The sequence below is a fragment of the Aliiglaciecola litoralis genome (assembly GCF_039523355.1).
In the GTDB taxonomy this organism is placed as follows: domain Bacteria; phylum Pseudomonadota; class Gammaproteobacteria; order Enterobacterales; family Alteromonadaceae; genus Aliiglaciecola; species Aliiglaciecola litoralis.
The window spans coordinates 216,991-238,637 of record NZ_BAAAFD010000007.1 but is presented as its reverse complement, the minus strand read 5'-3'; the positions used below and the strand labels follow the sequence as shown (position 1 = coordinate 238,637).

Annotated in this window: 13 protein-coding genes; 7 read left to right on the top strand and 6 right to left on the bottom strand. The window is 43.3% G+C overall.

Annotation, left to right across the window (positions count from 1 at the left end):
- Window positions 1–307: 307 nt before the first annotated feature.
- Window positions 308–3,595 carry a ligand-binding sensor domain-containing diguanylate cyclase gene (locus ABD036_RS13265; protein WP_343860677.1) on the top strand — a complete coding sequence of 1,096 codons (3,288 nt, stop codon included), beginning with the start codon at window positions 308–310 and terminating at the stop codon, window positions 3,593–3,595.
- 307 nt (window positions 3,596–3,902) lie between these two features.
- Here the strand turns inward: ABD036_RS13265 and ABD036_RS13260 are convergent, their stop codons facing one another.
- A complete protein-coding gene (locus ABD036_RS13260; RefSeq protein WP_343860676.1) occupies window positions 3,903–4,820 on the bottom strand; it encodes a hypothetical protein in 918 nt (305 codons plus the stop codon).
- A 272-nt stretch (window positions 4,821–5,092) separates the two neighbouring features.
- On the bottom strand, window positions 5,093–8,020 hold the full coding sequence (locus ABD036_RS13255; RefSeq protein WP_343860674.1) for a sigma 54-interacting transcriptional regulator: 2,928 nt from the start codon (window positions 8,018–8,020) through the stop codon (window positions 5,093–5,095).
- Between the two features lie 444 nt (window positions 8,021–8,464).
- On the opposite strand from ABD036_RS13255, the gene tig reads away from it, so the two are divergent.
- From tig to ABD036_RS13225, 6 genes are all read left to right on the top strand, one after another.
- Complete coding sequence (tig, locus tag ABD036_RS13250; protein ID WP_343860672.1) at window positions 8,465–9,775, top strand: trigger factor; 1,311 nt, start codon at window positions 8,465–8,467, stop codon at window positions 9,773–9,775.
- A gap of 90 nt (window positions 9,776–9,865) precedes the next feature.
- Window positions 9,866–10,498 carry an ATP-dependent Clp endopeptidase proteolytic subunit ClpP gene (clpP, locus tag ABD036_RS13245; RefSeq protein WP_343860670.1) on the top strand — a complete coding sequence of 211 codons (633 nt, stop codon included), beginning with the start codon at window positions 9,866–9,868 and terminating at the stop codon, window positions 10,496–10,498.
- A gap of 85 nt (window positions 10,499–10,583) precedes the next feature.
- A complete protein-coding gene (clpX, locus tag ABD036_RS13240) occupies window positions 10,584–11,861 on the top strand; it encodes an ATP-dependent protease ATP-binding subunit ClpX (RefSeq protein WP_343860668.1) in 1,278 nt (425 codons plus the stop codon).
- A 135-nt stretch (window positions 11,862–11,996) separates the two neighbouring features.
- Window positions 11,997–14,363 carry an endopeptidase La gene (gene lon / locus ABD036_RS13235; protein WP_343860667.1) on the top strand — a complete coding sequence of 789 codons (2,367 nt, stop codon included), beginning with the start codon at window positions 11,997–11,999 and terminating at the stop codon, window positions 14,361–14,363.
- A gap of 237 nt (window positions 14,364–14,600) precedes the next feature.
- Complete coding sequence (gene hupB, locus ABD036_RS13230; protein ID WP_343860665.1) at window positions 14,601–14,873, top strand: nucleoid-associated protein HU-beta; 273 nt, start codon at window positions 14,601–14,603, stop codon at window positions 14,871–14,873.
- A gap of 317 nt (window positions 14,874–15,190) precedes the next feature.
- Complete coding sequence (locus tag ABD036_RS13225; protein WP_343860663.1) at window positions 15,191–17,086, top strand: SurA N-terminal domain-containing protein; 1,896 nt, start codon at window positions 15,191–15,193, stop codon at window positions 17,084–17,086.
- Window positions 17,087–17,332: 246 nt separating this feature from the next.
- On the opposite strand, the gene ABD036_RS13220 is transcribed toward ABD036_RS13225, so the two are convergent.
- The 4 genes from ABD036_RS13220 to ABD036_RS13205 are packed head-to-tail and all read right to left on the bottom strand — an operon-like array spanning window position 17,333 to window position 21,642.
- Window positions 17,333–19,357: a prepilin-type N-terminal cleavage/methylation domain-containing protein gene (locus ABD036_RS13220; RefSeq protein ID WP_343860661.1), complete on the bottom strand. Its 2,025-nt coding sequence runs from the start codon at window positions 19,355–19,357 to the stop codon at window positions 17,333–17,335.
- Window positions 19,357–20,481, bottom strand: a complete 1,125-nt coding sequence (locus ABD036_RS13215; RefSeq protein WP_343860659.1) for a hypothetical protein — start codon at window positions 20,479–20,481, stop codon at window positions 19,357–19,359. Before ABD036_RS13215 ends, ABD036_RS13220 begins: the two co-directional genes overlap by 1 nt.
- Window positions 20,471–21,094 carry a prepilin-type N-terminal cleavage/methylation domain-containing protein gene (locus tag ABD036_RS13210; RefSeq protein WP_343860657.1) on the bottom strand — a complete coding sequence of 208 codons (624 nt, stop codon included), beginning with the start codon at window positions 21,092–21,094 and terminating at the stop codon, window positions 20,471–20,473. The genes ABD036_RS13215 and ABD036_RS13210 overlap by 11 nt, the downstream gene beginning before the upstream one ends.
- Window positions 21,088–21,642, bottom strand: coding sequence for a GspH/FimT family pseudopilin (locus ABD036_RS13205; protein WP_343860655.1), 555 nt, complete (start codon window positions 21,640–21,642; stop codon window positions 21,088–21,090). The genes ABD036_RS13210 and ABD036_RS13205 overlap by 7 nt, the downstream gene beginning before the upstream one ends.
- Window positions 21,643–21,647: the final 5 nt, after the last annotated feature.

The window sequence follows — 21,647 nt, the reverse complement described above, 5'->3', positions numbered from 1 at the left end:
GCCAAGAGTGTAGTAGGCGCGAGCTTTAACACTGAATCGGTTCAAGAGTTACCTGCCGAAGCAGTGGAAACCAGCGATGACCTATTAGAAATCGCGACAGACGGTATCTAAAAGTTAACTAACAGCACAGCCGTACTCAATTGAGTGCGGCTTTTTTAGAAGAAGCAAATCAGCTAATACTTATTCAACCATTTATGGCCTAAAGTGTTAGAAGTTACATTAGAAAGATCTTACACTTAGCTTGTTCGGGTTGGTTAAGTCAACTCAATGTAAATCTTGTTATTTAAGCGTTAATGAGGCATTAGTTTTGGAAAAACGAGTACGGATTAAAAGGAAGCTAATTACGTGGGCATTGAGTGTCTGCGTGTTGATAGCATGCCCCTACGTTGCCATTGCTGACAGTGAGAACATCCGGTTCCAAAAGATCACCTTGGAACAAGGATTATCTCAAGAGTTTGTCACTAGTGCTTTTCAAGATTCTGAAGGATACATGTGGTTTGGCACCCAAGAAGGATTGAACCGTTATGATGGTTATCAATTCAAGGTGTTTACCTACAGTAATCGAAACACAGATTCGCTGAGTTCTGATTGGATTTATAGTATTCACGAAATGAATTCTGATCAGCTTTGGATTGGCACATCATCAGGTGTCAATGTGTTCGATAAAAATAATCAATCCTTTAGACATTTAAAAAATGTTCCTAATGATCCGCAGAGCCTAAGTAATGATGAAGCAAAACATCTACTTAAAACGCGTAGTGGTGACATGTTTGTGGGAACCAATGCGGGACTCAATCGTTATCTCCCAGCGACAAATAATTTTGAGCGAATTAAACTGCTGCCCGAAGTAGATGCGGTCGAAAGAATACAGAACATGCACGAAGATGCTAATGGCGTTTTATGGGTGGCACTGGCCGGAGGACATATTGTTGGGTATCACCTTGAACATGGTGAAATCTTGCTAACTAATGAAGACTTTCAACGCAATTCAGGGATATCGTTAACAGGCACGATCAAGTTAATGGTCGATTCCCAGCAGAAAATGTGGATAGGCAGTGATGAAGGTATTACCGTTGTTGATATGGCCTCGCTTCTTACGCCGCAAGGAGCTGCAAACATATGGCAACCTAACGATTTCAATGGCATAGAGATTCTAGATGTTTATGAAGACCGGACCGAACGAATTTGGGTTGCTACAGATAACGGTTTATACCGATATAACGCCCCCGACAATTCTTTTTTACATTTGGTTCATGACAAACAAGATCCTTTTAGTTTATCCAGTCAAAAACTGACGTTTCTTTTCCAAGACAGAGGCAATGTATTTTGGGTAGGCAGTAATAGTGGTCTCAATAAATGGAACACGGCTACAGCTAACTTCGATCATCTACGAGTCACCGCAGATCCTCAAAAGTCTCTTAGCGGTAGTTACTCAACGGCCTTCCATGATGGTAAAGACGGGTTTGTGTGGTTAGCATCACGTGATGGACTTGATAGGTTAAATACGCAAACCGGCAAAGTAGAAAGCCTTGAAGTGGCTACCATTTATGAGAAATCTCTGTTGAGCAAGCGGGTAACGACACTCTATTCTGAAAATGAGCAATTTCTTTGGATCGGTTATCGTGACAAAGGCATGAGTAAGTACAATTTAGATAACAAGACCTTTGTACATTATGAGTTTGATAAAAGTGTTGATGGCGGAATCGGCGCGCCGGGCATAACCACAATCCAACCCGCGGGCAATAATAAACTGTGGATAGGTACTTTCGGTGGCGGACTCAATTTATTTGATATTGAAACGGAAACATTCACCTACTACAAATCAGATCCTGACAATAAACAAACCTTAAGTGATAATCGGGTCTTGGCTGTGAAAACCATGTCAAACGGATTAATTTGGATTGGAACCTGGGGTGGTGGATTAAACATATTTAACCCTACAACGGGAACGGCGATGCGCATTCCCTCTGGTGAGGGACCTAAATCACTGAGCACTGATTTTATCTTAACGCTGCACGAAGATGATAGCGAAAATGTTTGGATCGGTACCCGTGGTGCTGGCCTTGTTAAAATATCTTCGGAAAATCGCAAGGCTGGTATTTTTGAGTTCGAGCGACTCTCGCGTTATGACGGATTACCAAGTAACACGGTTTTCGGTGTGCTTGAAGATGACAACGGCTTTTTATGGCTGAGCACAAACCGCGGCATTACTAAGTTCAATCCTGATACCAAAGAATTATTGAACTACGACAGTTCACATGGCTTACAAGGCAACGAATTCAATCAAGGCGCGTTTTATAAATCTCGAGATGGCAAACTTTATTTCGGTGGGACCAATGGTGTTACTGCGTTTTATCCTTCTAAGATTGCGCCCAATCAACATGTGCCTCCAGTGGTATTAACTAAGTTCCAAAAGCTCAACGAAGTTTATGCATTAGACTCCACTGGTGGACAAAAGAACAATATTCAGATTTCGCATAAAGACTATTTGATAGCATTTGAATTTGCCGGGTTGGATTTTGCTTCGCCAAGCAACAACCGTTATCTTTACAAACTGGAAGGCTTTGATAGTGACTGGATTGAAGCCGGGGACATTCGTAAGGCGACTTACACTAACTTACCCGCGGGTAATTACTTGTTCCGCGTAAAAGCATCTAACAATGATGGCGTATGGAACGAGCAGGGTGCCGATGTCGCACTGACGGTGTTGCCCGCGCCTTGGTATTCTTGGTGGGCTTACACCATTTATACACTGTTTGCATTAGGACTAATTTACTGGATTTATCGCTCGTACATTCATAAGTTGGAAAAAGAAGCTAACTATCGTCACGAGCTTGAGCTGGAAGTAAAAAATCGCACGGTTGAATTGCGTGAAGCGAATGAACAATTGCTCAATGCCAGTGTCACGGATCAATTAACCGGACTACATAACCGCCGTTACCTTAACAATATTGTTGAGCAACAATGTGCCAGTGTATTCCGTGATTTTGAAGCGCAGTTGAAAAACGGTGAATTAGGTGCCGATAGTGGCCCGCGGTTATTCTTCCTAATGTTTGACTTGGATGGCTTCAAACCCATTAACGATACCTACGGGCATGACGCCGGTGATAAGGTAATTTGTCAGGTAAGTGACTTATTGAAGACCGTTTGTCGTAAGTCTGACACCGTTATTCGTTGGGGTGGTGATGAATTCCTAGTGATGGGACGGGTCGAAGAAGTACAGGAAATTGAGCTGTTAGCCGAGCGCTTACGCAGTAAAATCGCCAGCTATGGATTTGATATCGACTTAAAGCAAAAAATGCATTTGTCGTGTTCTATTGGTTACAGTATGTATCCATTCTCGCATCACTATCCAGACTCATTGAGTTGGGAACAAGTTCACTTACTTGCCGATAATGCGCTTTACAAATCTAAAGAAGCAGGTCGTAACCAATGGACAGGCATCTTGCAATCGTTAGAGATGCCGCCAGTGAGTATTATGAATACCCTAACTCGCAACATTGATAACGTGATTGCTGAAGGATATGTGCGCGTTAAGCAAGCAGATCGCGTTCAAGCGCCTAAAGTGCTTAATATAAAAAGCAGAAGACGTTAAATAAAAGCGAACCGCATTGACACATTGGTTAATGCGGTTCGGTGCCAGCTCAAAATTCAATTCGTTATTTCTTCCCAACACCATTACAGCAAATAGTATACATCTTGATGATATGGCTAACATCGGTACGTCAATAGGGGGTTGGTAATTCGCTGAACAAGGGAGTACTTTCACTTTGAAACGAATATCTGGCGAAAAGGCGGATGGTACAAGGATCAGACTCTCTAACAACAGTCAGTTGGAGGTGAGCTGCGATAGTGTGTGGCTGGGTAGTCAACGTATTCTGCCCAGCCACTTAATGATTAAACTATTTAGATGTTACAAAACCAGAAAAGGTATTATCTGGATTAATAAATTGGCCAACAATGTCTTTGCCATTATTGGAAATATATTGAGGATAGGTGCCAAGCGCGTCTGGGACATTAATCCGATTTTCGTCACCTAACGTTATAACTGCGCACTGGGTGTCTGGTGTTGGAATTTTAAATCCTTTAGGTCCTTCATCGTCAAAATAAAACCCGACTATAGTTCCATTGCTGCTAATTCCTCTCGCTGATGATTGCCATCCTTCAATGCTAAAATAAGTCACTTCGCCATCAGGACTACGAACCCAACCGAAACGGTCAAAAAGCGAAGTTGGATCGCATGGATTGTCTTCAACAAATATTGCGCTACCGACTGTGTGTCCTGATGCATTGACACCTTGAGATATTGTGAAAAAGCTCTCAACAGTGGTTGTGAATGAGAGATTATCGATGTCGTAGAGGAATCCATACCTATTGCCGCTAGCTTGATCAAGATAATATCCGGATATCAGGCCATTACTGTTCATGGCTCTTGCTTGGGTATAGCCATCAGAATCAGGGTGTTCAAAGGTTTTAAAATTGCCTTTTTTATCGATGAAAATACCCATAGTGCGATCAGTATTTGCATCATATACCGAGCCAACTTTATCGCCAGACTCAGTAGTGACAAAAATCGACATACCATCAAAACCGGCCGGTGTGTCTATCTCTGTTATGCCGCCAGACTTTCTATCGTAGGTAAAGCTAACGATTGAAGAAGCTGCCACCTCCCCTTTACTATTCATACTCCATGATTGGGTAAAATCCGCACCCGGATACGTTATTATTTCATAGGCAGGCGATTTTTTAGCCATTACTGGCGTGAATAAAAATAAAGACGCAGCTACAGCTAAACTCGACTTTTTAAAGATGTTTTTCATGATGTTCCCTTACATTAAAATTAATTAAAAACAACTGAATCTAGCAACTTCTTGTGCTAAACGAGGAAGCAAACTGCGCGCTTCAACAACAACTATAGTCAACAAAAAAGTAAACGTTGAAATTTGTCATGCCAATGGAATTTTGGGGGTATTTACTGAAATCAGGCAGGCTCGTTACTAATCAAGGGGCAAAGAGTCCGATGTATGAACAGGATTAGGGATATGTTTTTGCTAAAACGCTAAATTGAATTCAAAATCTTTTCCAAGCCAAATTAATTACTCAGGCTTTCGAGTTCTTTTTTGAGTTTATAAAACGTGGGTTCACTCACACCGAGCATTTCTGCTGCTTGTGCCATGCTATATACAGGCGTGCTAAGGATGCTCTCCAACACGACTAATTTTATTTTTGCCACGCAATTAGCTATAAATAGTTGTCCTGTTGCAATTGGAACTAGTGCTTCACTTATCGATTCCCAACCTTGAGGACGCTCAGACGGGCTGTGCTCGGTTTCGGCAATTATCTTATCAACTTTGCGTCTGGCAGTGCTCTGTGAAATCGAAAGCCGAGCTGCCGTTAGTCGCATTTTACGGTCGGTAGCTAAATAGGTTTTGATGATCAGCTCTTCTTCAATCCACGTGCCAAAAGGCGCGTTAAAAAACCGAGGATGTTGTCCCGCTGTTGCCAATTGCTGCTTAAACACCTCGAGTAAATGTGCCAAACAATCTTCTGAATGAATAAAGGTCAGGGTGTTATCTTCTGCGGCATGTATCGGAGCGGGAGTCGGATTCTCCGGTAAGCTTCGAGATGTGCTAGCGATGTCGTCTGACGCGCTGTGCACACTTGAGCTTTGATTATTCAGTGCATGATTAGCTACCTGACGAACATTATCACTGGTGATAGGCGTTTGTGGTTGTTCCTCTATATTCAACAGTTCCCATTCAATCACACTACCTTCGCACATTAACGTTGCTTGCATTAATCTATTTTCAAGCTCGCGTATGTTCCCTGGCCAAGAGTATTGATACATCTTTTGTAAAGCCTGAGGGGACAAAGAGCGTTTTTCTACTTTAAACTGCTGTGCAAATTTATTTAGGAAGTGGGTCGATAGCAAAGCTATATCGTCTGCTCTATCTCGCAGTGGTGGATTGTGCAGGGTCAATACATTAAGACGATAATAAAGATCTTTTCTGAAGTTACCGAGTTCAACTTCATGGGCAAGGTCGCGGTTGGTAACTGCAATGATTTTTACGTCAACACTAATGAGCTTATTTCCACCTACAGGTGTGAAGTGTTTTTCCTGTACAAATCGAAGCAGCTTGGTTTGCATATTAAGTGGTAATTCACCGATCTCGTCTAAAACCAATACACCACCATTTGCGTCTAACACTTTTCCAGAAGAGGTATTTTGCGCGCCAGTAAAGGCGCCTTTCACATAACCAAAGAGTTCAGACTCGATAAGTGTTTCAGGAATAGAGCCGCAATCAACGATGACAAAAGGTTTATCGCTACGATTTCCCATTTGGTGCAAGGCATTGATGAGACGTTCTTTACCCGTACCACTCTCGCCGGTTACCAGCACTGTAGTGTCGGTCATGGCGGCGCGTTTGGTGTGCTTCATTAGGTTTTCCATCGCATCGGAGCGATAGATAATGCTGCTCACCTGCAAGCCGACTTTAAGCTGAGCTAATTCGTTTTGGAGTTGCTCGTTTTGAGATTCTAATTTGCGATTTAGCTCTTCTTCAAGACGGCTTCGTCTTAACGCTTTACCTAACTGACGGGTCAACCCTGACAGCAGTACCTTAGTATCATGCTTCACCTCAAATCGCTCGGCGTTGCCACAAATAAAGAAACAGTCTTGGGATTCAATCTCCAGCGGCAATACTAAAATCATAGCGTCACCGATGTAACGCTCAGAAGGCTTCTTCGTCTCAACCACTGACTTTTGCATCTGTTTTATCTCTGACAAATAGGCGCTGTCTTTGGTTGTCAGTTCAATTGCATTATCTGAATCGTCAATCGAATATTTGAAATTGTGTTTTGCTTCGTCATCACCGCCAATTATACCACCGCAGGTAAAATCAAAGGTTTGAGCTAAACGTTGCACCACACTTTGGCTAAGTTGCGAGAAGTCATGCTTATCGGCTATCAATGAAGAGATATCCCAAAGCAGCAACATGTTTCGGTAGTCGGTGATGGTATCCGCAGTGAAAATGCCACCTAAATAGTTGAATTGCTGCTGATAAAGCCTGAAGTCATCATTCTGCCAGGTAATGATGGAAGGTTGATTTTCTTGTTGCGCGACTTTAAGAGCTTGATCTGCACGGCTTATCAAAGTGCTGGATCTTTCGTTTGCTTTATCGATTCCTTCATCATATTCAACAATGGCAGCGCCTATATCAAAAGCAATATTAATCGCCCCTTCGAGATATTGCTTCTGCTGTAATATGCCTTGCAACTTCTTGGCTAAGCTGGCTACGTCAGTCTTTTCATTTACCGGAAAACCAACCCCAAACAAGGCACCACCAAAGCGACTCAATATATCGCCTTCGCGTGTAACTTCCTTGAGATTTTGCGCTATTTCGCGAATAACATTGTCGCCAAATTCATGGCCAAACTTCTTGTTAATTTGATGGAAGTCAATGCAGTGAAGCATGACCAAACCCACCGAATAATTTTCGCTGAGCATGGATAACTTGTTTTGCAAAACCGGGCGTGGACAAAGGTTAGTGAGTGGGTCTGACAGCCAAGAAAGGTATTCTCCCACTAACCTGATTTGCATGCCTGCAGACAATAACATGTTCTCGAATATGGCTATCTGGCCCTCAGCGCTATGCTGCCACGCATTTTCCGTCAGCCACGCAGGTGCGCCTTGACTAAAGTTCAAGCGAAGCCAACAATGCATGTCGTTATGCACACCAAGTAAGGGAGCGCGGCGGGTTTTTGGCTGTTCTGTTGCGGATTCTTCCGATTCAAGCTCAGTAGTAGCGACTTCCTCAAATTCTTCAAACACGCTCTCTGATATCTTGACTAACATCTGAGTGTCTGAAACCCGCTGTAGTTCGAGGCCACTGTCACTACGCGCTAATACGGGAACTTTTTGGTCAAAATAACAAGAGTCAGCCGCTATGGGGCTTTCACCTTTTGGCCACTCACCCACAAAAACATCACCAAGCTTGTCATTCATGAGTGGGTGAAACATGCTAATGTTCCTCGCCTCGGAAAAGGCCAGAAGATTACGTAAGTGATGTAGTAAGACGTCTTTTGGGTTCAATTCAACAGTATCCGTCAGGCAACGCGCGCTTCAATATTCCACAACTTTACCGTTTATTCAAATGCGCGCAATTCCTTTGTGAAATAAACACTATTTTGTGGAAAAACAGTAAATTGACATTTTCTGACCCAGACTTCAATGGTTAAATAACTTATTCGCTCCGATTTTATTAATTTTTGCCCTCGACTATATAATTCGCTGGCTGTATACTGTCGCGTCTTTTTTAACCGAGGTGGATCAAGCTGGTCCGCAGTATGCGGTGAAGATGATTACAAAATAGTGGGTGAGGGTAGATGTACTCATCGAAGCTACTAATTCATTTCATTGCGAGTTCGAATTACGCGTTTAGTGACGCATAGTTGAGGTATAATAATGCAAGTGTCAGTCGAGACGACTCAAGGCCTAGAACGCCGTCTTACCATTTCAGTTCCAGCAGAATCGATTGATTCAGCGGTAAAATCGCGTTTACAACAGTTAGCTAAAACCCAACGTATTAATGGTTTCCGACCTGGGAAAGTTCCCGTTTCCGTGATCAAGAAACGCTTTGGTCAAGCGGTACGTCAGGAAGTTGCTGGCGAAGCCATGCAACAAAACTTTTATCAAGCGGTAGTTCAAGAAAAACTGAATCCTGCTGGCATGCCTACTTTCGAAATGAAAAAAGATGTGGACGGTGAAGATTTAGAATTTGTCGCTTCATTCGAAATTTATCCTGAAGTAGAAGTAAAAGACTTAGACAAAATTAAATTGGATAAGCCTGTCGTTGAGATCAGCGACAAAGACCTTGACGCCATGATGGACACGTTGCGCAAGCAACACGCTGATTGGAAAGAAGTTAAGCGTAAAGCGAAGAAAGATGATCGTGTCACGATTAATTTTGTTGGAACCATTGACGGTGAAGAATTCGACGGTGGCAAAGCGGAAGATTTCCCACTAGAGCTTGGTAAAGATCGTATGATCCCAGGCTTCGAAAAACCACTTGTAGGCGCTAAAAAAGGTGACGAAGTCGTCTCTGATGTTACTTTCCCAGAAGATTACCACGCTGAAAACCTTAAAGGTAAAGAAGCACAGTTCACAATTACAGTAACTAAAGTTGAAGGTTTAGAGCTACCTAAAGTAGATGCTGACTTTGCTAAGTTATTTGGAATCGAAGACGGTGATGTTGACGCGTTGAAAGTCGAAGTACGCAAAAATATGCAGCGCGAATTAGACCAAACGCTGAAAAGTAAGTTGAAAGAAGACGTTATCAGCGGCATTCTTGAGAAAAACCAAGTTGACGTACCTAAAGCGTTGCTAGATCAAGAGATTGATGCTTTGCGTGAGCAAGCTAAGCAGCGTTTCCAACAGCAATCTGGTGGCAATACAGCGAACATGCCTGAACTACCAGCTGACTTGTTTGAAGAAAACGCTAAGCGTCGCGTATCGATTGGTCTTTTATTAGGCGAAATCATTAAGAAAAACGAAATCAAAGTTGATGATGCAAAAGTTGAGCAATTAATTGAAACAACTGCTTCAGCTTATGAAGATCCTTCTGAGGTTATCGAGTACTACAAGTCCAACAATGAATTACTCCAACAAATTCAGAACGTTGCACTTGAAGAACAAGCCGTTGAATGGGTTGCAAGTCAAGCGAAAGTCAAGGAAGTGAAAAAAGCCTTTGACGAGATCATGAACAAACAAGCGTAATTTCGTTATTTGACATTTGACTTCAATAGTCAGCACCTGATTAAATGCTCGGTACATACCGAGCATTTTTATTTGTGAAGAATTAAATTTATGTTGAAACCCTCTATCGATCCACTTAATGCACTTGTCCCTATGGTTGTTGAACAGACTGCAAAAGGTGAACGTTCGTACGATATATACTCTCGTCTACTCAAAGAAAATGTCATTTTCCTTGTTGGACAGGTCGAAGACCATATGGCCAATCTTATCGTCGCGCAGATGTTGTTTTTGGAAGCTGAAAATCCAGAGAAAGATATCTTTTTATACATTAACTCACCAGGCGGCTCTGTGACTGCAGGAATGGCGATATATGATACAATGAATTTCATTAAGCCTGATGTCAGCACTGTATGTGTTGGTCAAGCTGCTAGCATGGGCGCCTTTTTATTATCTGGTGGTGCTAAAGGTAAGCGTTATTGCTTGCCCAATTCACGAGTGATGATCCATCAGCCGTTAGGCGGCTTCCAAGGGCAGGCCTCTGATTTTGAAATTCATGCCAGAGAAATCCTGTCTATTAAAGAGAAGTTGAACCGGTTAATGGCCGAACATACTGGTCAGGACTACGAAAAAGTAGCACAAGATACAGACAGAGATAACTTTTTGAGCGCGACTGAGTCTATGGAGTATGGTCTAATTGACCAAGTTCTTACTAGTCGTGAAGATGCATTAAAAAATACAAAATAATTTGAGAAGTTCGCTGTTTAAGACAACACTTATAGTGTAACGATGTGAGAGAACGGCGAAACAAATTGAAAGGGGCAAGTTTTAGATGAGTGATAAGAAAAACTCAGATGGTGATAACAAGCTGTTGTATTGCTCGTTCTGCGGTAAAAGTCAGCACGAAGTAAGAAAGCTCATCGCAGGACCTTCGGTGTTCATTTGCGATGAGTGTGTCGAGCTTTGTAACGATATTATCCGAGAAGAAATCAAAGAGATTTCACCAAAGAAAAAGCAGGATGCGCTGCCTAAACCAAAAGAAATACATGCACACCTTGATGAATATGTTATTGGTCAAGAGCACGCTAAGAAAGTCTTGTCTGTTGCGGTCTACAATCACTACAAACGATTGCGCAGTGGTGATGTCCACGACGGCATAGAGCTAAGTAAAAGTAATATTTTGCTAATCGGACCTACTGGAAGTGGTAAAACCTTGTTAGCAGAAACCCTAGCAAGATTGCTCGATGTGCCATTTACCATGGCAGATGCTACTACCTTAACTGAAGCTGGTTATGTCGGTGAAGACGTTGAGAATATCATCCAGAAGCTGCTGCAAAAGTGTGATTACGACGTTGAGAAGGCGCAACGCGGTATTGTATACATCGATGAAATCGACAAGATCTCTCGTAAGTCAGATAACCCGTCGATCACGCGAGATGTGTCTGGTGAAGGTGTTCAACAAGCATTACTTAAATTGATTGAAGGTACGATTGCCTCTGTTCCTCCACAAGGTGGACGCAAACATCCTCAGCAAGAATTTTTGCAAGTTGATACCTCGAAAATCTTATTTATCTGTGGTGGCGCGTTTGCCGGCCTAGATAAAGTCATTGAGCAGCGCGCTGCGGTTGGCTCAGGAATCGGCTTTGGTGCGACGGTTAAAAACAAAGACGATAAGAAAGTTACCGGTGAGTTGTTCAAGCAAGTTGAGCCTGAAGATCTAGTGAAGTACGGCCTTATTCCTGAGTTTATTGGTCGTCTACCTGTGCTCACTAGCTTGGAAGAGTTAAGTGAAGATGCACTAATTCAGATCCTCAAAGAGCCTAAAAATGCATTGACTAAGCAATATGGTGCTCTATTCTCAATGGAAGATACTGAACTAGAGTTTAGAGAAGATGCCTTGCACGCAATAGCGCATAAAGCAATGCAACGCAAAACCGGTGCTCGTGGATTGCGCTCAATTGTGGAAAGCGTGTTGCTAGAAACAATGTACGATCTGCCTTCAATGACAGGTGTCAGTAAAGTCGTTATTGACGAGACTGTGATTAAAGGTGAGTCTAAGCCTATATTGATTTACGACAGCGGAACTGACAAAAAAGCCGCTGCAGAATAATCGGCGTTTGATGTAAATTAATTGAATTATGAAAGGCTCCGAGGAGCCTTTTTGTTTTTTTAATTGAACTTTGCTGGGTTAACCCCATATACACTTACATTACTTTTTCAGTAGTTAACTAAAACGAGATTAAGCATGACAGAAGAGCGAGTCGATCGCATTGAAATGCCCGTATTGGCGTTACGGGACGTGGTGGTTTATCCCCATATGGTTATTCCCTTATTTGTAGGGCGAGAGAAGTCTATTCGGTGTCTTGAAGCCGCTATGGACAAAGATAAGCAGATTTTTCTGGTTGCCCAAAAAGACGCGGGAGTAGATGAGCCAGAAACTGGCGATGTTTATGAAGTCGGTACCATAGCAACCATTTTACAACTTTTGAAGCTGCCAGATGGCACCGTTAAAGTCTTGGTTGAAGGTAACGTCAGAGGCCGTTTGCAGACATTTTTGCAAACAGAAGCCTATTTTATCGCCGAAGTGCAACGGACCGAAGACAAAGAATTACCTGAAAACGAGCAAGAAGTGCTGGTGCGTTCCGCCATTTCGCAGTTTGAAGGTTATGTGAAACTGAATAAAAAAATTCCTCCTGAAGTACTGACTTCGTTGAGTGGCATTGATGAAGCTGCTCGCTTAGCGGACACCATGGCTGCGCATATGCCGCTGAAGTTGTCTGAAAAACAAAAAGTGCTTGAGATGGATAGCGTCAATGGGCGTTTAGAATATCTCATGGCCTTGATGGAAAATGAGATTGATTTGCTGCAGGTCGAGAAGAAGATCCGTACCCGCGTGAAAAAGCAAATGGAGAAAAGTCAACGAGAGTACTATTTGAATGAGCAAATGAAAGCCATTCAAAAAGAGCTCGGAGAGCTTGACGAAGCACCTGATGAATTTGAGGCGTTAGCAAAAAAAATCGAAGACGCCAAGATGCCAGAGGAAGCCAAAGAAAAGGCAACGACCGAGCTAAGAAAATTGAAAATGATGTCACCAATGTCGGCAGAAGCGACAGTGGTGCGCAGTTATATCGACTGGCTTGCCAACGTGCCATGGCACAAGCGCAGTGCCGTGAAAAAAGATTTAGCGAAAGCCGATGAGATTTTAGATTCTGATCATTATGGGTTAGAAAAAGTCAAAGAGCGCATTATTGAATATTTAGCGGTTCAGCAGCGGGTGAAAAAACTCAAAGGGCCTATTTTGTGCTTAGTTGGTCCTCCAGGCGTGGGTAAAACCTCCTTAGGTCAATCTATTGCTAAAGCCACAGGACGTAAATATGTACGCATGGCGCTAGGTGGCGTGCGTGATGAAGCTGAGATCCGTGGTCACAGACGTACCTATATTGGTTCTATGCCCGGCAAGTTGATCCAAAAAATGGCAAAAGTGGGCGTTAAAAACCCATTATTTTTGTTAGATGAAATTGACAAAATGTCCTCTGACATGCGCGGTGATCCCTCTTCCGCTTTGCTAGAAGTGCTCGACCCAGAACAAAATGGCACCTTTAGCGATCACTATTTAGAAGTCGACTATGACTTGTCTGATGTGATGTTTGTTGCGACCTCCAATAGCATGAACATTCCAGGTCCATTGTTGGACAGAATGGAAGTTATTAGACTGTCTGGCTACACCGAAGACGAAAAACTAAACATTGCTACCCGCCATTTAGTTGAAAAACAGATGGAACGAAACGGTCTGAAAGACGGTGAGTTAGTAATTGAAGACTCAGCTATTATCGGCATTATTCGTTACTACACACGAGAAGCTGGCGTACGTAGTTTAGAGCGGGAAATATCGAAAATCTGTCGAAAAGCAGTTAAGAATATTTTGCTTGATCCGAAAGTGAAGCAAGTTGTTGCCAACCAAGAAAACCTAAAAGATTTCTTAGGCGTTCAACGTTTTGATTACGGTAAAGCCGAAGGCAACAATCAAATTGGTCAAGTAACCGGTTTAGCATGGACTTCTGTTGGCGGTGACTTACTGACTATTGAAACTACCTCAGTACCAGGCAAAGGCAAAACGACTTTCACCGGTTCACTTGGTGATGTGATGCTTGAGTCGATCAAAACTGCGATGACGGTTGTACGAAGCCGAGCTGACAAATTACGTATAAATGAAGACTTTTACGAAAAACGTGACATTCATGTACATGTTCCTGAAGGAGCAACGCCCAAAGATGGACCTAGTGCAGGTATTGCCATGTGCACCGCTTTGGTGTCCTCGTTAACGGGTAATGCAGTGAAAGCCGACGTAGCGATGACGGGTGAGATTACCTTGCGTGGTGAAGTACTGGCGATTGGTGGTTTGAAAGAAAAATTACTGGCCGCTCACCGAGGTGGAATCAAAACCGTGGTGATCCCAAAGGACAATGAACGTGATTTGGAAGAGATCCCAGATAATGTAAAACAAGATCTCGATATCCATTGTGTACAGTGGATTGACGAGGTGTTGTTGCTTGCATTGCAGGAAAATCCTGAGCGTTTTACCTTAGAAAGCACGCAACCGAAGAAAAAATAGCCGATTTAGGCTGTTTTTTCGTTTTTTTTTGAGAAATAGGGCTTCACTAAGTTAAAAGATATGTTAGCCTTTATCACAGTTTCGTCAGAAGCCTTATCGCAAAAGGGATAGCGGCGATTCATAAATGTAAATTAATTGTAAATCAATGCTTGAAGTTCGAATTCAAGCTTGTTATAACGTCACCGCAATAAAATAGTTGCGGAACAATAAATAATAACAAATGAAGGGGATCTTATTGTGAACAAGTCTCAACTAATCGATAGTATTGCTGCTGGCGCAGATATTTCTAAAGCAGCTGCTGGTCGTGCTCTTGATTCATTTACCGATGCAGTAACTGCTGCACTTAAAGAAGGCGATCAAGTAGCGCTAGTTGGCTTTGGTACATTCTCAGTTCGTGAGCGTTCAGCTCGCAGTGGTCGTAACCCACAAACTGGTGAGACCATCCAGATTGCAGCTGCGAAAGTTCCATCTTTCAAAGCAGGTAAAGCACTTAAAGACGCTTGTAACTAAGCATCATTTTTAAGTCTTAAAAGGGGCGATGAGCATTCATCGCCCTTTTTGCGTTTAGGCTAGGCGTTTTACTGCAGTTATAGCAATCAGCAGTTAGGTTTAGAATACGCTTCTGCAGCAGGTTCATAGGGACTTGTTAGCGTGACGAGGACACGATTGTAAGCGTCGGGTCATCACCTCACTATCATCCTTAGAGTATTTTGGTCGATTACTGGCAGTGAGCCTCGTTTTCGCGCTATAATCCTGCCGCTTTAAAACAGTGTTTTATAAATTAAGCACAATCATTGTTGTCATACCGTCGGAGAGAAAAGACGCATATGTTGGAAAAAATCAGAGAAGGGTCACAAGGTACTTGGGCAGTAGTGATCCTTGGTATAGTTATTTTGAGTTTCGTCTTCGCAGGCGTTGGCGGCTATGTATCTTCTAGTAGCTCTGCTGCGGCTAGTGTTAACGGTGACGATATTTCCCAGACCACCTTTCAAAGAGCGTATGACAGTGAGCGTGCTCGCATGCAATCGCAGTATGGTGAAACCTTTACTGCACTATCATCCGATCCCTCGTATCTAAACCAATTTCGTCAAAGTGTGCTAGACAGACTAATTGCAGATAAGCTAATTGAACAGGTTGCCGCAGAATTAGGTCTTAGAGTCAGTAATGCGCAAATTCGTGAACAAATACTGACCATGCCTGAATTTCAAATCGGTGGACAGTTCAACAACGATCGTTTTCAAGCTGCGCTTCGGTCTGTTGGGTTTCAAGCGAATACGTTCAGAGATTATATGCGCAATGAAATGACCCGTCAGCAAGTAGCACAAGCGCTGTTGGGAAGTGAGTTCGCACTTAGCAATGAAGCTTCGCGAGTTTTAGCGATGCAACAGCAGACCCGTGACCTACAATACATCACTGTGCCTACCTCATTGTTTTCTGAACAAGTGGAAGTGTCTGAAGAAGACATTGATATTTACTATCAGCAAAACTTAGATCAGTTTGACACAGAAGAAAAAGTCAGTCTTGAGTATATTTCTTTATCATCAGAAGACCTAATGGCTGATATGGATGTCACTGAAGAAGAATTAAAAGATTTATACGACAAGTCGAGTAATGAATTTCAATCAGAAGAGACACGTCGCGTTTCACACATTCTGGTAGAGCTAGGCGAAGATCAGCAAGCTGCGCGCGACAAGGCACAACAAGCCGTTGATCGTCTTGCTGCAGGAGAAGACTTTGCAGCCGTGGCCGCAGATTTATCTGACGATACCTTTTCTGCTGAAAATGGCGGAGATTTAGATTTCTTCAGCAAAGGAGATATGGATCCTGCATTTGAAAAAGCTGCGTACGAGTTGGCTCAAGTTGGCGATGTGTCTGATATTGTCGAATCTGAATACGGTTTACATATTATTAAGCTTACCGACATCAACGCCGCTAAGGTTACACCATTTGAAGAAGTTGAGGCGGTATTGGCTGAACGTATCAAACGTGAAAAAGCAACTGAAAAGCTATATTTGATCCAGACTGAGGTAGAAACATTAGCGTTCGAAATGCCTGATAGTCTAAATGACGTAGCCGCTGCAACTGACCTAACCGTAAAATCAACGGATTTGTTCACTCGTAATGCACCCCCTGAAGCACTTTCAAGTCCGGTTGTTGTGGCTAAAGCGTTTTCTGACGAGTTGGTTCAAGATCGCGTCAACAGTGAAGTCATCGCAACGGGTGACAACCAGTTTATGGTGATTCGCGTTAAACAGCATGAACCAGAGCGCACCAAAGGGTTAGAAGAAGTCAAAGAACAAATAGTGACGCAACTTACTGCCCAGAAAGCTCAGGACGCAGCACGCGAATGGGCACAAGGTTTATTGACTGATATGCAAGCCGAAGTAAATATTGCTGAAAAACTAGCGCAGATGGACTTGGGTTGGGAATTACAAGCTAATATTGGTCGCTTTGGTAGTAGTGTGCCGCGAGCAATTGTTGATAAAGCGTTTCAACTTTCAACCGCTAAAGATCAAAATCAAGCTGTTGTTGAACTTGCTAGCGGTGATGTTGGTATTGTTCAAGTAAACAATATTCATCAAAATCAAGAGTTGCCTGAAGAGCAACTTAGAGCGATGCAGCAAAGACTAGCGCAAATGCAATCACAAGGGGTTTATGCAAGTTTAATTGAAGCCTTGAGAGTCAAAGCTGACATTACGGTGTATAACCTAGCGGTTAACTAATCATCGCTATATTTGCATGACACATTGAAAGGCCAGTTCAGTTGAACTGGCCTTTTTTGTACCGCTTAGCATTAGCGTAGTACTTTAGTCGAAAGTTTACGCGTTATACCGATTTCTCGTCGCATAACGCTTTACACAGTGTATTGCGCAATATATTGAAGCTAAGATTGCTGCTTACCTTACGGGCAACGTAGTTAAGTCTAAAAAGGGCGGTGTTGAGGGGCACTTATTATCCTGCAGTTCAGGTTAATTCAATTGAATGACCAGCTGATACTGCCCTTCAGTCGTGTTCAAAGAGGATTGGCTTACATTTGCACTGTGGTTATCAATTCTTTGTCCATCTGGAGATAACCAAAATACCTCGGTCGCGATACTCAATTGAGTGGTATTGGCCGTTATCTGCCCTTGCCAAAGAGAAGTTACATCAGGACAAGTAAAAGAAGCCGTGGCAGCGGATAATGGAAAGTGTTGAGCGCATGTCTGTGGTGTGGCCGTAATCGTTATTATCAACGGCGCAAGGTCAACATAATCAACGTTATTGTGTTCGTGCAAATTACATATTCTGGGCGTATTAAAACGATTGTCGATACAATGTATCAGACCTGACATTCGGCTTAAACCTGGAGTGGGTAGATAACTCGCCCGTCTATGTTCTATCTGTATCAGGTGACGTTGACTTAGAGGTTCAATAGCCGAGACTGCAAGCAACCCGTCATTACCAAATAATCTATTTGCTATCACGTTAGCTTGACCGGCATTGATGCCGGTTAATTTGCCGCGACTAAAGCTTCCAAACTCATGACTATCGATGTCAATCGACACATTTAATGATTGGTTACTGATACTGATTATATCTGGGGCAGAGGTTCGCCACTGGGTTTGCAATGTTGTGTCAATATCATAAAAGGACAGTAAAGATTGCCAGCCCAATTGCTGCGAGTTGAGCTGCTGTGAAATGTAGTCGTGATCAGAGTTGGCAATGGGATCGATATAAAGCGTGCGGTTTTGTAATTGCTGCTCACTACCGTTAACGGCTAGGGTGCTGCGAAACGGCGATTGGGGCATGGGGAGGCCCAGCACATATGATTTCAACGAATCTGCAACAAAGTCTTGGTATGAGGACTGTAGGTCTTCATCCATCTTCGATTTCAATATCACTGACTGTATCGCATGCCAATCATACGTTAATTCAAAAATGCCATTGTCACGTCGCAATCGACACACTTCATCGTACTTATCGCCAACTTGCTGCGCTTTAATATAACGTCCGTGGGTATTTAGTGCATAGTGGCTGTGGGGAGCTCTCTGCTGTTGACGATAACCATTTCTACTATTCAACATCGGCAGGGTATCATGATGGTCGCGACAACAGATGTCGCACAAAGGTGGTTGACCATCAATCGCTTTAGCGATTGGTTTAGTGGTCCAAACTCCTTTTACCGGTATTAATCGATTACCTTGCAGCTGATATCCAGCGGGTGTCTTTCCTTGCCCTTCACCGAGCAATTGGCAAGCGCAAGCAAGCGTGTTGAATTCACGTATTTGAATTAGCTTGTTATCAATTTGCTGCCGTTGCAAGGTGAGTGTGGTAACCGAAGTTAAGTCGGTCGAAAATATCTGCGGTAAGGCGAGATGCTCAATAGCACGGTGTCGTTCCTGTGACACCTGAGATACCATCGATTCTACGCTCGCTGTGACAATGGGCATTATGACCGTTTGTTCAAGCTGATTTAGCTCAAGCTTATGGGTATATCGATATACTGGGATCACAGTGCCTTTTTGCAGCACTTGCTTAGTTCGGCCGATAGGATCTGTCCAGGTCACATTTACTACTACTTGCTTGCGTTGCGTCAGATGGCTGTTTAATTCAGGGGTATTTATCTCGTTCTCATCAATCCAAACATCAGCCTGCTCATCGTTGTCAGAATCGACGAAAAATTGCGTTGCGACCGTCCAGCTCAAATCAAAAGTATGGTCAATATTTTGTTCAGGGTTGAGCACAATTTGGGTTGGGCCTGCAGGGATTGTGCCTCCGGCATTAGGTTGAATTTGCACATAGCTTGGCCCAGCAAAGAAACCGTGTATTGAGTTTAACTGTCGTAAATCATTTAATTTGTCCGTTGCCAGTTGATTAGCAACTTGGGTTAATTCTGAGCCTTGATAAGAAATAGCTAGCTTGCTTTGCAACACCGTGAGCGCGGTCACTCCAACAGATACAATAACGGCTGCTATTAACACCTCAATTAACGAGAAGCCATTATTCTTGCGCATTAGAAGTCACGCCAACTACCGGTAATTGGAACTACCCTGCGCATTAAGCGTTGGCCTTGGAGTCTAGTCAGTAGATCACCATCATAAATGATCAGCAAGCGGTCTCTTACGAATCGCAATGCTGTATTGCTCATTACGCTGCCGTAGACAGTGGCGTTGTCTATTACGTCGATTTCTACCAACTGATTTTGCTGCCGGAACAAGATCATTAATCCATAAATTTCGGCATTGCTAGGCAGGATTAATTGACCGTCCTTAATCACTAACAAGATTGGCTGTTCAAGGCTGCCTAATTGCAAACCCAATGGCAAAGAGCAGTTCCCTTCAATCCAAATAAGCCCTTTACTATCGGTCGTCAAGCTATCACAACTGGTTAAAATCGTGGTGGCTTGATCTTTGATATTTATCCAATCAAGCGTGCTAAATGGAAACACGTAATCTAGCAATTCTCCAGGGAAAGGCTGGGCGACATCGACCACATCTGGCGCTTTAAAACCCGGTTTGGTTAGCGCACTATCGACACAGCGCGTCAAACGAAATTCAAATGGCTGACAGGTTGTTGGTAGATGTTCAAGCTCTGAAATTGGCTCTGACGTCCACACCGAAATTGGCACATTGGTCCCAGCGCCATTAGGGTTCGCCACTATTGTGACCTTATCGCTATCTAACATTGCTCCATCGACAATGAGTGGCGCGGCAGGGATGGTATCTAGCATCGAATAGGAAAGTACATTTTGACTTTGTGTCGCATTTGCTCTGCTATCAATGCTGGTGACCGAGGCGCTCAAGCCAAACAATGAGAATGGCTCCTGAGCGATATCATTGATTAATCGACTGCTTAGTTGATATTCGTACACTTGGTCACTCTGCTGTTGCTCGATAACCTGCTGTCGTACTGAGCGGGATTGTAACTCACTTATCGCAGTGGTTAATTTAGCGTTGGCTAGCGCATCAATTCTCTGCTTGTGTTGTGCGTTGAGTGCAATTTTTAAATTGAGTTGCGCGAAAGTGGCGCCAAAAGTACCTGCTAATGTTGTCAACATAAGAAGTAAAGTGACACAGGTTAATGCGGCAGCACCGCGCGAAAGTACAGCGACATTGGAGGTTGTTTGCTCAATGCTCATTGCTAATCTGCCAGTGTCTTTGGATACGTCGTTGGATACTCGGAATTTGTTTGGACGAGGCGTCGATACGCACTGCAAGCCGACTATTAGAACCATTTTCATCTAGTGTTTGAATTGCAAAATGATCGATGATGATGACACTTGAATCACTGATATCTTGCCAGCCATTGGCGTCACACAATAACCCTCGCTGGCGTACTTCAATGCTATTTTCACGAAGTCTAAAGCCAAATCTTTCGTTTGGATTAGCGGCATCGATCTCGCCATCCATATCTCGGTCATACGCAAAAGTTACGCAGCTGTCGACAGGTTCGCCGGGAAAAGCTGAGAGCTCAATGCTATTGGCAAACGCTGCGGCATAATTGTTGCTCAGGGTATATTGCAATGCGCTTGTCGCGTCAAATCCAGCACGGTTTAGATCACTTTGTATCAGACTGACAATACTGTGCAACTCATCACTCAGTCGTTGCTGCATGATTAATTTGCTGTGCCCTATAAGGTTAACCGACACAAAGCTTATAAGGGCAGTAATCAGGCTGATTGAAATCGCCATCGCTATCAATAATTCAATTAAGGAAAAGCCGGTGTAAATCCGAGTGTTGGCGTTCAGCATCGCTGATATGCCCCCATGCTGCCCCTTTGCATGCAGATCCTGACTCGGCCTAAATTGCTAACAATCAACTTGGCTTCGCTATCGCCATTGCTAAACACGCTAGATCCCGCATTACCCATAGCGATACCTCGGGTTCCGTCGAATATCACTGCATTGTCATCACCCATAGTGATCTCGGGTAAATTAACATTGGGAAATTCGCTAGCTGATATTCGATGTTCTATTTGATCCACCCTGCAAGCGCCAACAACGGTACAATCGCATGGCCCGTTATCGTTAAGTGCAACGCACCAATCATTCCCCTGATTAACTTGGACAGTGACATTACGATTCTGATTAATTGCCTCAAAACGTGCCGTTTGCATCAAGAAATAACTCTGATGTAACACTCCTTTGAGTTGATGGTGCCGAAGACTTGCTAAAATATGCGAGCTGCTCATTACTGCAAGCAAACCGGCAATGGAGAGCGCCAGCATACATTCGAGCAGGCTAAAGCCGCCGCTGTGCTGGTCATTGCTGCTTGATATGTGAGTTGCTGTCCTTGGCATTTTCA

What these genes read in the sequence shown, in the direction of transcription:
- ABD036_RS13260 (WP_343860676.1), bottom strand. Translation starts at nt 4,820, where the DNA reads ATGAAAAACATCTTTAAAAAGTCGAGTTTAGCTGTAGCTGCGTCTTTA.
- ABD036_RS13255 (WP_343860674.1), bottom strand. Translation starts at nt 8,020, where the DNA reads ATGTTTCACCCACTCATGAATGACAAGCTTGGTGATGTTTTTGTGGGT.
- tig (WP_343860672.1), top strand. Translation starts at nt 8,465, where the DNA reads ATGCAAGTGTCAGTCGAGACGACTCAAGGCCTAGAACGCCGTCTTACC.
- clpP (WP_343860670.1), top strand. Translation starts at nt 9,866, where the DNA reads ATGTTGAAACCCTCTATCGATCCACTTAATGCACTTGTCCCTATGGTT.
- clpX (WP_343860668.1), top strand. Translation starts at nt 10,584, where the DNA reads ATGAGTGATAAGAAAAACTCAGATGGTGATAACAAGCTGTTGTATTGC.
- lon (WP_343860667.1), top strand. Translation starts at nt 11,997, where the DNA reads ATGACAGAAGAGCGAGTCGATCGCATTGAAATGCCCGTATTGGCGTTA.
- ABD036_RS13225 (WP_343860663.1), top strand. Translation starts at nt 15,191, where the DNA reads ATGTTGGAAAAAATCAGAGAAGGGTCACAAGGTACTTGGGCAGTAGTG.
- ABD036_RS13220 (WP_343860661.1), bottom strand. Translation starts at nt 19,357, where the DNA reads ATGCGCAAGAATAATGGCTTCTCGTTAATTGAGGTGTTAATAGCAGCC.
- ABD036_RS13215 (WP_343860659.1), bottom strand. Translation starts at nt 20,481, where the DNA reads ATGAGCATTGAGCAAACAACCTCCAATGTCGCTGTACTTTCGCGCGGT.
- ABD036_RS13210 (WP_343860657.1), bottom strand. Translation starts at nt 21,094, where the DNA reads ATGCTGAACGCCAACACTCGGATTTACACCGGCTTTTCCTTAATTGAA.
- ABD036_RS13205 (WP_343860655.1), bottom strand. Translation starts at nt 21,642, where the DNA reads ATGCCAAGGACAGCAACTCACATATCAAGCAGCAATGACCAGCACAGC.